This is a genomic window from Nostoc sp. UHCC 0302 (genome assembly GCF_038096175.1).
Taxonomy (GTDB): domain Bacteria; phylum Cyanobacteriota; class Cyanobacteriia; order Cyanobacteriales; family Nostocaceae; genus UHCC-0302.
The window spans coordinates 5,894,098-5,909,607 of the sequence record NZ_CP151099.1 but is presented as its reverse complement, the minus strand read 5'-3'; the positions used below and the strand labels follow the sequence as shown (position 1 = coordinate 5,909,607).

The following is a 15,510-nucleotide window of genomic DNA, read 5'->3' as shown; positions in this document are numbered from 1 at the left end:
AGCAAAAAACACTTCGATACTCTTGCTCCAGGTGTAATAACACGAATGTATGATTTTGCGATTATAGGTGGGGGAATAGTTGGACTTTCTACGGGGCTGGCTTTAGGCAAACGCTATCCCAACGCACGTATTTTAATACTAGAAAAAGAGAGCCAGCTAGCATTTCACCAAACTGGCAATAATAGCGGCGTGATTCATTCTGGTATTTACTACAAACCAGGGAGTTTCAAAGCTAAGTTTTGTCGTGATGGTTCTCGCTCAATGGTAGAGTTTTGCCAAGAGCATGGAATTGAACATGAAATTTGCGGTAAAGTAATTGTTGCAACAGAGGAACAAGAGTTACCTCGCCTAGAAAGCCTCTTGAAACGCGGCTTAGAAAATGGACTAGAAGTCCAGAGAATCAGCCCAGAAGCAGTCAGAGAAATTGAACCTCATGTTAGCTGTGTAGGTGGAATTCGCGTATCTTCAACTGGTATTGTTAATTACAAGCAAGTTTGTTTGAAATATGCTGAGTTAATCCAAAAGCAGGGGGGAGATTTACGCCTCAATACAAAAGTTCTAAAAATCTCCCGAAGTGGTAAAAATCAGGTAGTAGAAACTAATAAAGGCAACTTTGAAACGCAGGTTATAGTCAACTGTGCTGGATTGCATAGCGATCGCATTGCTAAACTAGGTCAAGTTGAACCACAAGCCAAAATCGTCCCATTTCGGGGGGAATATTACGAACTCACCCCAGAAAAACGCTACCTGGTCAAAACTTTAATCTACCCAGTTCCCAATCCCGATTTTCCTTTCTTGGGTGTCCACTTTACCCGGATGATTGATAACAGCGTTCATGCAGGGCCAAATGCAGTTCTCAGCCTGAAGCGCGAAGGTTATAAAAAAACCGACTTTGACTTCAAAGATTTTGCTGAAGTCATCACCTATCCCGGTTTCTGGAAACTAGCAGCAAAACACGCGCCTGAAGGCATTCAAGAAATCATTCGTTCTTTTAGCAAAGCAGCTTTTGTAAGAAGTTTGCAAAAACTGATTCCAGAAGTCCAAGCCGAGGATTTAGTTCCCACCCATGCGGGAGTCCGCGCTCAAGCTTTAATGAACAATGGCTCGCTGGTAGACGACTTTTTGATTGTTCAAGGTGAAAATTCTATTCATGTTTGCAATGCGCCTTCGCCTGCTGCCACTTCTTCTTTAGAAATCGGCAAAGCGATTGTCGCCCAAATTGCCCAACTGTCGCATCTAGAAACGGTAGCAACTAAATAGTAGGGTACAAATAAAAGCGATCGCGCCATGAAAATCACTAAGATAAAGAGTGATTTTAAGAACATATATATTAAGGAACAAGTTGGCGATCGCAGTCAATTTTTATCTACAAAAGTAGCTGTATTCTCGTTTTGATAACGAGTTTAGCAGAGCCGTAGACATCTACGTACATCTGAAATTTTTCGCTACTGCTGGTATTTAAATGCGAGCAGTTCAATACAAATACGGTTCAGTTAACGCTTGATCCCTCTTTAGAAGTAAGCCCCCCTTTTTAAGGCTACGGTGTACACACCAGTCAAATTACCCCCCTTAATCCCCCCTTATAAAGGGGGGAAATAAGAAATCTAGTTCCCTCCCCTTAATAAGGGGAGCCAGCGCGGTCTTCTCCCAAGGGGAGAGGCTAGCGCCAAGGGGTTTCCCCCATGAGCGACTGGCGTGAGGGTTAGGGTGGGGTAAAACGAAAGTTCAACACAAGCTCATTAGCTATTTCATACTTGTGTATACACCGTAGCTTTGTAAGCGGAGCCAATTCCGTGCAGAGGTTCCCTCCGTTGACGGGAATGGCGTGGGTTAGTAGGGTCTCTGAGGAATAAACATCATTAACTGAACTCTATAAAGTATTAGCACCTTACAAAAGCAACACGTTGTAGGGGCGCACAGTTGTGCGTCCCAACGAAAGACCTATCAATATAGAACAGAGGATTTGACAGAGAATGAAAATATTAGTAACCGGAACAGAAGGCTATCTTGGTTCGTTATTACCTCCTCTGTTAATCGAACGGGGACATGAAATTCTTGGCGTAGATACTGGTTTTTATAAAGTTGGTTGGCTATACAACGGCACAGAAGTGACAGCCAAAACCCTCAATAAAGATATCCGCGACATCACCCCAGAAGATTTGCAAGGTATTGAGGCGATCGTTCACATGGCGGAACTCTCCAACGACCCCGCCGGCCAATTAGCACCCAATATCACCTATGAAATAAATCATCTAGGTTCAGTTCGCCTTGCCAACCTAGCTAAAGCATTGGGTGTGCGCCGCTTTATATATATGTCTTCGTGCAGTGTCTACGGTGTTGCTACCGCAGATGATGTTACAGAAGAATCTCCTGTTAACCCACAAACAGCCTACGCAGAATGCAAAACCCTAGTAGAACGAGATGTCACACTACTAGCTGACGATGACTTCTCTCCTACATTCATGCGGAATGCTACTGCCTTTGGTGCTTCCCCAAGAATGCGCTTTGATATTGTTTTAAACAACTTGGCAGGCTTGGCATGGACTAGCAAACAAATCAAAATGACCAGCGATGGTACACCTTGGCGACCATTAGCCCACGCACTAGATATTTGCAAAGCCATAATTTGCGCCTTGGAAGCGCCACGAGACATCGTACATAACCAAATTTTCAACGTTGGAGATACAGCGAATAACTATCGCGTTAAAGAAATCGCTGAAATTATTGCCAATATTTTCCCAGATTGTAAATTGTCCTTTGGTGACAACGGTGCAGATAACCGTAGCTATCGGGTATCTTTCGATAAAATCAACACCACACTACCCGGATTTAAATGTGATTGGAATGCTGAACGTGGTGCTAAACAACTATTTGATTTGTTTAATCAAATAGATATGGCTGAAGATACTTTCCTGTTTAGAGGATTTACACGCTTAAAGCAGCTAGAGTATCTGATTCGTACAGAGCAAATTGACCAAAGGTTCTTTTGGAATAAAAACTAGTTAAACTAGCAGCGCCAAAAAACCCAATCTCCGAATCAAGTAGTTTTGATTCGGACTTATTTAATCTACCTATATCTAGTCGTTTTGTATCTGCGGGATGTGAGTTTATGGTAATTGCAAAATGTCGTTTCAGTGGTCATCCTCTACGCCATAGCTTTGTTGATTTAGGAATGTCACCTTTAGCCAATGCTTATTTAACAGCAGAACAGCTAAACCATGCAGAGAAATTTTATCCGCTCCATGCTTATGTCTCTGAAGACACTCTCTTAGTTCAATTAGAGCAGTTTGAAACTCCTGATCAGATTTTTAGTGATTATGCTTACTTTTCTTCTTATTCAGCCAGTTGGTTAAAACACGCCAAAGCTTATACCGATAAGATGGTGGAAAAATGTGGCTTGAATCAGCATACACAAGTTATTGAAATCGCTAGCAACGATGGTTATTTACTACAATACTTTGTGGAGAAAGGAATCCCCGTTTTAGGAATAGAACCAGCAGTAAATATAGCTAAGGTAGCTCTAAAAAAAGGGATTCCTACTATTAACAAGTTTTTTGGAGTGGATACTGCTAAAGAACTAATTAAACAAGGGCAAAAAGCTGACCTACTAGTAGGTAATAATGTTTTAGCTCATGTACCAGATTTGAATGATTTTATAGCAGGAATGAAACTTCTTCTTCAGCCAGATGGCATCTTGACAATGGAGTTTCCTCACATTTTACAACTCATTCAACATAATCAGTTTGACACAATTTACCACGAGCATTTTTCTTACTTCTCCTTCCTGACTGTAGAAAAAATATTTGCAGCACACAACTTAAAACTTTTTGATGTAGAAGAATTACCAACTCACGGAGGTTCTCTCAGAATTTATGCCAAACATGACTATGCTGATCATCCCCGCATCAACGAACGAGTTAACCAGTTAAAAGCAAAAGAAATTGCGGCTGGATTACATCGAATAGAAACTTACGTCACATTTGGAGAAAAAGTCAAAGCAACAAAACGTAAGTTATTAAGTTTTCTGGTAACGGCTAAAGCAGAGGGTAAATCAATTGTGGGTTATGGCGCACCTGCTAAAGGCAATACATTACTTAATTACTGCGGCATTGGTAAAGATTTTATCGATTACACAGTAGATCGCAATCCTTACAAGCAAGAATTATTTTTACCAGGTACTCACATTCCAATTTGTTATCCCGATAAAATTCGTGAAACTCAACCAGATTATGTACTGATTTTACCTTGGAATCTCAAAGAAGAAATTATGGAACAAATGGCATTTATTGGCGAATGGGGTGGACAGTTTGTAGTCCCAATTCCTGAAGTACAAGTTTATCCATCTCCTGAACGAAATCTGCTTTTAACAGCATCGTAGTGAGAAATTTTAAGTAGTGGAAATAAGTATTTATTTCCACTACTTAAAAAAGGCTCAGTTAAATAAATATGTACATTTAGTTTGCAAGCCAGACGTTGACAGCTTAAGTAATGATGATTTCTCGACCTAGTTAAATGATTTATATTCCTGAAAATGAATAAATTACTAACAATTGCTATTCCTACTTATAACCGCGCAGAATTACTTGATAAACAATTAGCATGGCTTGCTCAAGCTATCAAAGGCTTTGAATCTGACTGTGAAATTTTAGTTTCTGATAATTGTTCAACTGATCATACGCAAGATATTATCAAAAAGTGGCAAAATATACTCAGCAATATTACATTTAAATCAAATAAAAACGCTAAAAATTTAGGTGTAGTAAAAAATATTATCTATTGCCTAAATTCAACTAAAACCAAGTATATTTGGACAATTGGTGATGATGATCCAATTCAAGATAGAGCCATAAACTATATTATTAATAAAATTAAGCAACATGAAAATTTATCTTTATTATTTCTTAATTTTTCGGGTCGAAACAAAATTACTGGTGAACCAGTTCACCCACCAACAATAGTTGGAAATCGCTGGTTTGACGCTGATAGTGAAGACGCTAGCAGCGACGGCAAAACCATATTTGAACATTGTTTTTCAAAAAGTGTCGGTGCAGTTATTTTTCTAACTGCTACAGTCTATCGCACTGACTTAGTAAAACGCGCTCTGCAACATTGGCAAGATGCTGAAAATAATTGGATATCTTTGGCATATTTAGCGGGGTATTGTGCTGCTAATGGTAGTGTAATCGTCACGAAAGAAACTTATTTGGAATGTATTGTTGGTGTGAGTTATTGGCAGAAAGAGCCAAAATCTGCATTGTTAATGCAATATAAACACATACCCGAAGTTATTTTGAAACTAGAGGAAATTGGATATTCTAAGCGATTTTGCAGGCAAATGCTTTTGCAGAATGGCAGACAAGTAGACTTAAAAGTTTTTTTAGGTGCTTTAAGAAGATGGCCGATGTCTGCCATCAAAATAGTAATTCCATTTTTGGCTTTAGTCAGCTTATCTGCTTTTGACGTGATGATTTCTAGAGAGCTTAAATTAGCAGAATTAAGTGAAGTCTCTAGTCGAGAAGTACGGATTGAGAAGCCATAAGTTATTGGACTACCAAGAAAAATAAATCAAATTAAGGAAGAGTTTACGACATGTTTACCACTATTAAACACAAAATCTTGGGACTGTATTCTGAATTTGAGTGCAAATTAGCGCGTTGGAAGCATAGGAAAAATTTACCACCATTGGAAGGATGCGATCGCCAAATTATTAAAGCACTCAAACGAGACGGCGTTTATGTGACAACACTAGCAAATTTAGGGTTAAGCTCAACCCCAGAACTGCTAAAAGCAGCTTACGAGCAACTATCCCAGATGGAAAAGACTGACAATGACCATCTAGCTGAAAGATTACCACAAATTTGCACAGTTACAGGTTTATCAGAATTCTCTACCTGGGGAAGAGAGAAAAGGCTACTCAACATCATCGAAAATTATATTGGTCTTCCAATTAGTTTTCATGGTGTACATTTACGCAAAGATTTCCCTAGCAAACATCAGTTTGGGACGTTGCTATGGCATAGCGATGCCGAAGACCGCCGCATTATCAAAATCTTTATTTATTTGAATGATGTAGAAGAAAAAACTGGCCCTTTTGAATATATTCCCCGCTCTTTAACTTCCTTATTTAGCTTAAATTATTTGCGGCTTTACTACAAATTGTGGCAGTCAGGCTATATGGGAATTGATGACGAGGACGTAAAAAAATTATCCCAAAATCTGCTTGGAAATCCTGCCCAGGCCCAGCAGGTACAGTAATTATTGTTGATACCAAAAACGCTTTGCATCACGGCACAGTACGCATAGAAGAACGGGCAGCCCTTTTCTTGTGTTACACCGCTAACCCCCCTGAAAGACCAGACCTTTGTACTCAATACTGGGATGATACTTATCCTAGAGCAGAGTTACGTTCCTCATCAGATACAGCTAAAGTTTCTATTTAGTGCTGTAGCAATTAGCAAGTATTTTCTATACTCAAACTTCATCTCAAGTAATTTATGATTTTCACCGAAACCGAACTCAAAAACGCATTCATCATTGACTTGGAAGAAAGACCAGACAACCGTGGTTTTTTTGCTCGGACTTTCTGCGCCCAAGAATTTGAAGCACATGGTTTAAAGCCAACAGTTGCTCAATGTAACTTGTCTTTTAACTACAAAAAAGGCACTCTCCGGGGAATGCACTATCAAATTACTCCAGCAGCAGAAACGAAATTAATTCGCTGCACAAAAGGCGCTATCTATGACGTAATTATTGATATGCGTCCTGAATCTCCCAGCTTTTTATCACACATTGGCGTAGAACTAAGCGCAGAAAACCACCGTGCTTTATATGTTCCAGAAATGTTTGCTCACGGTTATCTAACACTCACAGATGAGACAGAAATTGTCTATCAAGTAGGTGAATTTTATACGCCAGGATATGAGCGTGGTTTACGCTATGATGATCCATTTTTTAACATTGATTGGCCAATAGATGTAACTGTAATTTCTGAAAAAGATTTAAATTGGCCTTTGTTGAGAATGATGACCGTTGGCGGTACAACTTCCAGAGAACTACAGCAGCTTTAAAACTTTTAACTTCTTACAAAACTCTTGCGCTCTTTACTCTGCGCCCAACGTTAGCACTTAGCGTCTCCCTTTATGAAAAGTCTGAGCGGCGGCTTCCACCGCTGAGACTTCTCTGTGCATGAGCCAAAAAAATAGTGAATTGAGGTAAAAACAAATGTTAAATAGTATTCTATCTCCTGTCACCAATACTATCTCTTTTGTCTCCAAAAAAGTCAAAGCTCGTATCGATTACGCTAAAACTTTACAGGTTGTTTCTCTTAAGCCTAACCAGCCTTCTAAAGGTAATGTACTGCTTTCTTATCGGATTGAGCCATTCTTATTAAAACCGGGTCAGCCAATGCCTAACGACCATACTTGGTACTGGGAAGTTTGGCAAATAGCGCAAACTTTTTTAGACCTGCGCTATAACGTTGATGTTATCCAATTCCATAATGATAAATTCGTTCCCCAAAAAGACTACGCATTTTTCATTGATATTCGTCATCGGATGGAAGCACTCGCACCAAAACTGAATAAAGATTGCATCAAGGTTTTCCACGTTGACATTGCTAATATGGTATTTCGCAATGCTGCTGAATGTAACAGACTTTTAGAACTCCAACAGCGCAAAGGTATCACCTTAAAACCACAGCGATTTGAGATGCCCAATTTGGGAATTGAATATGCCGATTGTGCCACCGTATTGGGTAACAATTTCACAGTTGGTACATTCAAATATGCCAACAAACCGATGTATCGCATCCCCATTTCTTCGCCAGTTGTTTATCCTTATCCGGATAAAAAAGATTTTGAAGCAGTAAGAAAAAATTTTCTGTGGTTTGGTGGTAGCGCTTTAGTTCTCAAAGGGTTAGATTTAGTTTTAGATGCCTTTGCTCAAATGCCAGAATACCATTTAACGGTTTGTGGCCCAGTCAGTAACGACAAAGAATTTGAAAAAGCTTTCTATAAAGAACTGTACGAAACACCCAACATTCATACTTATGGTTGGATTGATGTTAGTAGCCCTGAGTTTATAGAAGTTACAAATAATTGTTTAGGACTTGTTTATCCTTCCGTATCTGAGGGGCAGTCAGGAGCGGTAATTAGCTGCTTACAAGCTGGATTAATTCCGATTTTAAGCTATGAATCTGGTGTGGATGTTCACGATTTTGGTGTGATTTTTGATAACCTTTCGTTGGAAGAAATTAAGGCGGAAGTAAGAAAAATTTCAAATTTTCCTGCTGAAGACCTAAAACTTATGTCTGGTAAAGCATGGGAATACGCAAGAGCAAATCATACCAAAGAAAAGTTTGCTCAAGCATATAGAAATGCTGTGGAGCAAATGCTCGAAGACCACAACTCTAAAAAACAGAGCTGTTCCATAGAATCTAACAAACAACTAGTAAGTAGCGATCGCTAATTCTAATTCACCTAGAAAATGTACTTAATATTTAGCTGTAACAAATTATTAGGTGCAAAATTATCGATAATTGGTAACACAACAAACAGTCAAATAGAGGAGTTTAGTTAATGATTATTATTGATCGCGCCTTACAAGCCAGAGCGGCAGCAGGTAATCCCATTAAGGTGGGGATGATTGGTGCTGGCTTTATGGGAAGAGGAATTGCTAATCAAATTATTAATTCTGTCCCAGGAATGGAGTTAGTTGCTATCTCCAACCGTCAGATTGATGCCGCTAAACAAGCTTATTTAGAAGCGGGAATTGAAGATATTCAGGTTGTTGCTACTGTAAGTGAATTAGAAAACGCGATCGCCAACGGTAAATATGCAGTTACCGAAGACGCGAAATTACTGTGTCGTGCTGAGGGCATTGATGCGCTAATTGAAGTCACAGGCGCAGTGGAATTTGGCGCTCATATCGTTATGGAAGCGATCGCCCATCGCAAACATATTATTATGATGAATGCCGAACTCGACGGCACTATCGGCCCGATCTTAAAAGTGTATGCCGATAAAGCCGGCGTGATTCTCACAGCCTGCGATGGCGACCAGCCAGGGGTGCAAATGAACCTCTACCGCTTTGTGAAAAGCATTGGTTTAACTCCGCTATTGTGCGGTAACATTAAAGGACTCCAAGACCCCTATCGCAACCCTACCACCCAGGAAGGATTTGCTAAACGTTGGGGACAAAAACCCCACATGGTGGCTAGCTTTGCTGATGGCACAAAAATTTCCTTTGAGCAGGCGATCGTTGCTAATGCCACAGGCATGAAAGTCGCCAAACGGGGAATGCTGGGATATGACTTTAGCGGTTATGTCGAGGAAATGACCCATTTGTATGATGTTGAACAACTCAAACAACTGGGCGGTATCGTTGATTATGTAGTTGGGGCAAAACCTGGGCCTGGTGTATATGTATTTGCCACTCACGACGACCCCAAGCAACGCCACTATCTCAACTTGTACAAATTAGGTGAAGGCCCACTTTATAGCTTCTATACTCCTTATCACCTCTGTCATTTTGAAGTTCCACTGTCCGTAGCCCGTGCTGTTCTTTTCCAAGATGCAGTTCTGTCTCCACTAGCTGGTCCACTCGTGGATGTAATCACCACCGCTAAAATTGACCTGAAAGCTGGTGAAACCCTAGATGGCATTGGCTACTACATGACCTACGGGCAGTGTGAAAATTCTCAGATAGTCCAAGAAGAGAAACTCTTACCAATCGGTTTAGCTGAAGGATGCCGCCTGAAACGAGATATTTCTAAGGATCAAGTCCTCACCTACGACGATGTAGAGTTACCTGAAGGCAGGCTCTGCGACCAACTACGAAGTGAGCAAAACGCTTATTTCGCCACAGAAAAAATCTTGACAGCAGTTGCCTAGATTCTGATTGCATGGACTGTTAGGGGCCATATCTGTACGCCCCTACAAACACCTGCTGGATTCTTCTGGACAAGGAATTATTAAGTTAAGCGGACATACTTTGTGGCTCGTAGTTTGCGCTGTCTTTGCTTTAGTGCAAACTACAAACTTTAATTTATTTATGTCTACCTACTTAGAGGGTAGGAAGCTATATTGCTAAATACTAAAGTTGTTGATAGTTAATTGCTTTTAAGCTTTCAAAAAACTTTATTTATAACTTTAGGTAACGTAGATGAAAATTGCTCTAGTCCATGATTACTTAACCCAGCGCGGTGGGGCAGAGCGCGTATTTGAATTGCTTTGTAAACGCTACCCCGAAGCTGATATTTTTACATCTTTATACGATCGCCAAAAAACTATTGATGTTGGTGAGCGGATAGTCAACACCACTTTCTTACAAAAAATCCCAGGAGCAGCCAAGTATTTTAGGTTAATAGCTCCCCTATATTTCCCAGCTTTTCGTGCCTTAAATCTACAAGACTACGATTTAATTATTAGCAGTAGTACTAGCTTTGCCAAAGCAGTACAAAAACGCCCAGATGCACATCACATTTGCTTTTGTCATAATGTTACCCGTTTTTTGTGGGATACGGCAACTTATTTACGAGAATACGGAGACTATCGATACTTTGCTCCTTTAATAGAACAAATTTTTCAATTAATGAGAAAGGTAGACCTGAAATATTCTCAAGAACCTGACTTGTACATTGCTAATTCCAGTATTGTTGCTCGCCGTATTCAAAATATTTATGGTAAACCAGCAATTGTAGTTAACTATCCAATTGATACCAGTAACTTTGTTTTTTCTGATACCAAGGATGAATACTATCTGGCCTCGGCTCGGATGATCAGTTATAAACGGCTAGATATAATAATCGAAGCTTTTAATTGGTTAGGCTGGCGATTATTAATATCAGGTGACGGCCCAGAACAAGAGCGTTTAAAATCCAAAGCATTAGATAATATTGAGTTCTTAGGACACGTCAGTGATGCAACACGTAAAGACTTATTTTCTAAAGCTAAGTCTGTGATTGTTGCAGCCCTAGAAGACTATGGCTTAGTTCCAGTAGAAGCTAATGCTAGTGGCACACCAGTCATCGCCTATGGTGCAGGTGGAGTATTAGATACTCAAATACATGGCAAGACAGGAGTATTTTTTAAGAGGCAAACGCCAGAATCTCTACAATTGGCATTACTAGAGGGCAGAGGAATTTCTTGGGATTACGCGAATATTCGTAATCATGCTGTAACCAACTTTTCCGAAAAAGCATTCTTTGGTAAGGTTGAGCAAATTATTCGCCAAACCTCTGGTATGCATCAATCATTCATTTGATTAAAAATAATTCCGGAGCTAGGAGTTAGAATTCAGTATGAATTGGAATCCGACAATGCGAATGAATCGCAAAGTTTAAATTCCCTACGCTAAAGGTGCAAAACAATTAGTGGTGAGTTTGAATTTCCAACTAATTGATTCTGAAGCCTGGGCGGAGTGTCTCCAGCTCCGCTCCTGTTAGCGTAATTCTGACTTCTGTACAGACGCGTAGACGCTCGAAGAGCGGCTTCTCGTAAGAGTATAATTGCGTCTCTACTCCTGAATTCTTCTTTATTTGTTAACTATTCGTTTATCGGCTCGAAGACAAGGATAATAAAAGTGGTTCAAAATACTCTAAATCCTCATATAACTACAGTTACAGAAACCGAACCTGGTTACGGACAATTATTTGCAGTATTAGTACGGAGATTTCCTTGGTTTTTAGTAGCATTCCTTAGTTGTATCACTGTTTCAGGAATAGTAACCTCTATCACAAAAGTTACTTTCAAAAGTTCGATGCAACTGCTAGTAGAACCTAACTATCAAGGCAAGAAAGAAGGCTCAGGGTTAGAAAATCAATTCACTGACTCTAATATTGAGATAGATACTGCAACCCAGCTTAACTTGATGCAAAGTTCTGGACTTATTAAAAAAGCAGTTGATAAACTCAAGCCTGACTATCCAGATATCACAATCGGTGAGATTAAAAGCGCTTTAGTCTTAAATCAAATAAGGAATAAAGAAGATAACCTTGCTACTAAAATCTTTCAAGTTGAATATACTGATACTGATCCAGAGAAGACACAAAAAATTCTGACTGCAATTCGGCAAGTTTATGTGGAATACAACAAACAACAGCAGGATTCACGGTTACAGAAAGGTCTGCAAATCATCAGGGAACAGCTAAGTAAAGCCAGTGATGAAGTGAATGCGGCTGAGGCCAACCTGCAAAGGTTTCGCAAAAACCAGAATTTAATCGATCCAGAGACACAGGCTAAAGCGATCGAAACAGCTTTAAATAATATTGCACTAGAGCGCCAGACAGCTCGTTCTCAATATGAAGAAGCTTTAGCACGTCAAAAATCATTGGAAGAACAACTCAACCGTTCTCCACAAAATGCTCTAGTTTCTTCGCGCCTGAGCCAGTCTACCCGTTATCAAGGCTTACTAAACGAAATCCAAAAAACCGAACTAGCTCTAGCACAGCAACGCTTACGCTTCACAGATGAAAATCCAGGCGTGCAGAACCTCAAAGAACAACTTAAAAGCCAGAAGACATTATTACAACAAGAGGTAGGAAGGACTTTAGGTGGACTGCCTGGCGCTGCATTAGCTTCAGGACAATCTCTGCTTGAACAAGGACAACTCGGTCAAATTGACCTTAGCCTTGCTGGTCAGTTGGTAGAGACGCAGACAACTATAGTTGCTTTAAGTGCGCGTGATCAAACTCTGGCACAGAAAGAGAACGAACTGCGCGTGGAACTCAAACGCTTTCCGCCCCTGTTGGCTTATTACAATCGGATGCTGCCGCAGTTACAATTTAGCCGGGAAAGGTTAGAGCAGCTTTTAAGAGCAGAGCAGCAGTTGCGGCAGGAACTTTCCAAGGGTGGATTTAATTGGGAAGTTGTAGAAGACCCCCAAAAAGGTGCAAGATTAGGCCCCAATCTTCAGCAGAATCTCTTGTTGGGTGCAGTTGTCGGGTTAATGTTAGGAGGCATTGCTGCCTTTATTCGCGAAGCATCTGATGATGCAGTCCACACCACTGCTGAGTTAGAGAAGCAGATTGCTTTGCCATTATTAGGAACAACTCCCAAATTGCCACCTGCGAGAACCAGAGAATCAATGATTAAGTTGCCTTTTGGCAAACCAGAAGTTCTTGCCCCCTGGACAATTCAGGTATTGCAATCTCCACCGCGTTGGGAATCGCTGGATCTGATTTACAAAAATATTGAACTTTTAAATTCTGTTGCCAGCTTGAAATCTTTGATGATTACCTCGGCTTTGCCCGATGAGGGTAAGTCTGCTTTGGCATTGGGTTTAGCAATGAGTGCTGCCCGCTTACATAAACGAGTACTGCTGATTGATGCCAACTTACGTGAACCTAGTTTGCACACACAGCTCAATCTTCCCAACGAACAAGGGCTTTCTAGCTTGCTGGCGAGTGATGTTACTCTGCCTAACCAAATTAGTGTTCAGTACTCAGGTTCAGCCTACATTGATATTTTGACAGCTGGGCCAACACCTGCTGACTCGGCTAATCTCTTAAGTTCTCCTCGGATGATGCAATTGATGGCAACATTTGAGGAAAATTATGATTTGGTACTCGTAGATGCTTCTCCTGTTCTTGGTTTGGTGGATGCCATGCTGACTGCATCATCTTGCCGGAGTGTGGTACTGGTGGCAAGCATCGGTAATGTGACACGAAGCCAACTTACTCAAGCTACAGGTATGCTCAGCAGGCTAAACCTGATTGGGGTTGTAGCGGATGGAGTTTCAAATACTGCTAATGCTTACGTACCCTATACAAAACAACAACGATTGGCTCTGCGACAGGCTGTAGAAAAATAGTCTAAGTTTGGGCGATGGGCAAAGCCCTACCAAGGGCATCGCATCTAACACCATTTCACAAAATTCCTGCTACATATAGATAGGTAGGGGCGTACAGTTAGTTGTATGCCCCTACAGCCAATTGATATGTTGCAAAGATTTTTGAACTTGAGATTAATAAATACCACTGCCCCTTGGGCGATCGCATCTGTTAATCGCACACATTTTAGTTGAATAATCTATTTTTGATTAACTCGACAAAATTTAAATAAAATCTATTAAAAGGCTGAGAATTAGATTAATATATAATTAGTAATATTTGAACTTTTTTAGTGTTAGAATTTAATCTCAATTATAAATTGAGATTATACGTATATTTATCCACCCTTCATAATTAACCACAAAAAGCATAGGCTAATTAAAGAGTAAATAAAGAAATTATTTGAGCCTTATTTACTTCTATAAAGTCTTATATTCTAGAGATTAAAGCCCTTCCAGCAAACTAAAAGACAAAAGTGAACTAGTTTTGTTAGATTTATTAAACTAATAAGTAAGTACAATTAACGTAGATATCGAGCAATTGAGCGATGGGGTGACTTTGCTCTGCACTTCCCCACCGTCTGTAATTTTAGGAGTAAATCTTCAGTTTTTCAACAAGCATCTCCGTTACGTTTATTGTCACTGAACTTACTAGTCAGTATCGTTTTCGTTTGTGCATCTTGAAAGCAGTAGAATGACGAAAGATGTCTACTTGTCTAGAAGGCAAGTAAAAAAAAGCATACGTTTGCACATAATTATCTACAGCTTTTTAGAGTAAAAAAAGATTCATACAGAGTCTTTGGCATTGATAGCCTTTGATAACACTTCAGCAATTCACTACTGTATAAATCAAAGACGTATGACAACCACAATAATTCCAAATCTACAGAATTTTTATAATCAAAGCCAGCAAAAGCAAGATAATCACTTCTGTGATTGCACACTACAATGGCGGCGGGGTCAACTGTTAGTGAAGCCGTCTGGACAAGTTAAACAACCATATTTGCCTTCATTACATAACCAGCCATTGTTAGTAGAGTGCTTAAAGCATTCGCCAGTAAATCTAGTAAGTATAGATCCAAAGCTGGGTGAGTCTTCGCTGAGGTTTTGGGCAGATGCTTGCGAACAAGCTCATAAGCCAATATTCCTACGTATACCTCCTGGGAATAAACTGCCAAAACAAAGTAGCCAATCTTTAAGGTGGTTGCAGCGACTAATTGATTGGATGATTGCTTTAGTATTATTGCTAATAATCAGCCCAGTAATGCTGATATTAGTTATGCTAATACAATCTGACTCTCCAGAATCACTTTTTTCTTGTGAGTGGCACGTTGGACAACGAGGAAAACTCTTTCGAGCAATCAAGTTTTGTACAACTAAAAAGTACAAGCTTACACCGTTAGGAAGTTGGATGTGTAAATATGGTGTGGATAATTTGCCCCAATTATTTAATGTGTTGCGTGGTGAAATGGGTTTGCTCGGCTCCCGCTGTTGGACTTTAGAGGACGCGGTACAACTAAGTTTAAAAGAACAACGGCAGCTAAATAATTTACCAGGAATTACTGCTTCATGGGAAGTAGAGACACAACCCAAATTGTTACATTTAGATAGTTCCACACTGTAATTTAACTTTTAGCTATTGAGTTGATAAAGTTTGTAATTAGCGCTAGCGACAAGCTAGTT

Annotated in this window: 10 protein-coding genes and 1 pseudogene; all 11 read left to right on the top strand. The window is 39.9% G+C overall.

Annotated elements, in window-relative coordinates; all coding sequences use genetic code 11:
* Nucleotides 1–45: 45 nt before the first annotated feature.
* The 11 genes and pseudogenes from lhgO to hepC all read left to right on the top strand — a co-directional run bounded on the left by lhgO (nucleotide 46) and on the right by hepC (nucleotide 15,451).
* Nucleotides 46–1,260 carry an L-2-hydroxyglutarate oxidase gene (lhgO, locus tag WKK05_RS25625; protein WP_341525862.1) on the top strand — a complete coding sequence of 405 codons (1,215 nt, stop codon included), beginning with the start codon at nucleotides 46–48 and terminating at the stop codon, nucleotides 1,258–1,260.
* A 713-nt stretch (nucleotides 1,261–1,973) separates the two neighbouring features.
* Nucleotides 1,974–3,002, top strand: coding sequence for an SDR family oxidoreductase (locus WKK05_RS25620; protein ID WP_341525861.1), 1,029 nt, complete (start codon nucleotides 1,974–1,976; stop codon nucleotides 3,000–3,002).
* 107 nt (nucleotides 3,003–3,109) lie between these two features.
* Complete coding sequence (locus WKK05_RS25615) at nucleotides 3,110–4,378, top strand: class I SAM-dependent methyltransferase (RefSeq protein WP_341525860.1); 1,269 nt, start codon at nucleotides 3,110–3,112, stop codon at nucleotides 4,376–4,378.
* 153 nt (nucleotides 4,379–4,531) lie between these two features.
* The gene (locus tag WKK05_RS25610; protein ID WP_341525859.1) at nucleotides 4,532–5,539 is read left to right on the top strand and encodes a glycosyltransferase family 2 protein; all 1,008 of its coding nucleotides are present in this window, start codon (nucleotides 4,532–4,534) and stop codon (nucleotides 5,537–5,539) included.
* A gap of 50 nt (nucleotides 5,540–5,589) precedes the next feature.
* Nucleotides 5,590–6,440 (top strand): annotated as a pseudogene (locus WKK05_RS25605) (phytanoyl-CoA dioxygenase).
* Nucleotides 6,441–6,494: 54 nt separating this feature from the next.
* Complete coding sequence (rfbC, locus tag WKK05_RS25600; RefSeq protein WP_341525858.1) at nucleotides 6,495–7,067, top strand: dTDP-4-dehydrorhamnose 3,5-epimerase; 573 nt, start codon at nucleotides 6,495–6,497, stop codon at nucleotides 7,065–7,067.
* Nucleotides 7,068–7,221: 154 nt separating this feature from the next.
* Nucleotides 7,222–8,466, top strand: coding sequence for a glycosyltransferase (locus WKK05_RS25595; RefSeq protein ID WP_341525857.1), 1,245 nt, complete (start codon nucleotides 7,222–7,224; stop codon nucleotides 8,464–8,466).
* A 110-nt stretch (nucleotides 8,467–8,576) separates the two neighbouring features.
* A complete protein-coding gene (locus WKK05_RS25590) occupies nucleotides 8,577–9,890 on the top strand; it encodes a Gfo/Idh/MocA family oxidoreductase (RefSeq protein WP_341525856.1) in 1,314 nt (437 codons plus the stop codon).
* Between the two features lie 271 nt (nucleotides 9,891–10,161).
* On the top strand, nucleotides 10,162–11,262 hold the full coding sequence (locus WKK05_RS25585) for a glycosyltransferase (protein WP_341525855.1): 1,101 nt from the start codon (nucleotides 10,162–10,164) through the stop codon (nucleotides 11,260–11,262).
* Nucleotides 11,263–11,580: 318 nt separating this feature from the next.
* Entirely contained in the window at nucleotides 11,581–13,809 is a 2,229-nt protein-coding gene (locus WKK05_RS25580; RefSeq protein WP_341525854.1) for a polysaccharide biosynthesis tyrosine autokinase, read from the top strand.
* 877 nt (nucleotides 13,810–14,686) lie between these two features.
* Nucleotides 14,687–15,451 (top strand): heterocyst development glycosyltransferase HepC, encoded by a 765-nt coding sequence (gene hepC, locus WKK05_RS25575; RefSeq protein WP_341525853.1) that lies wholly within the window; start codon nucleotides 14,687–14,689, stop codon nucleotides 15,449–15,451.
* Nucleotides 15,452–15,510: the final 59 nt, after the last annotated feature.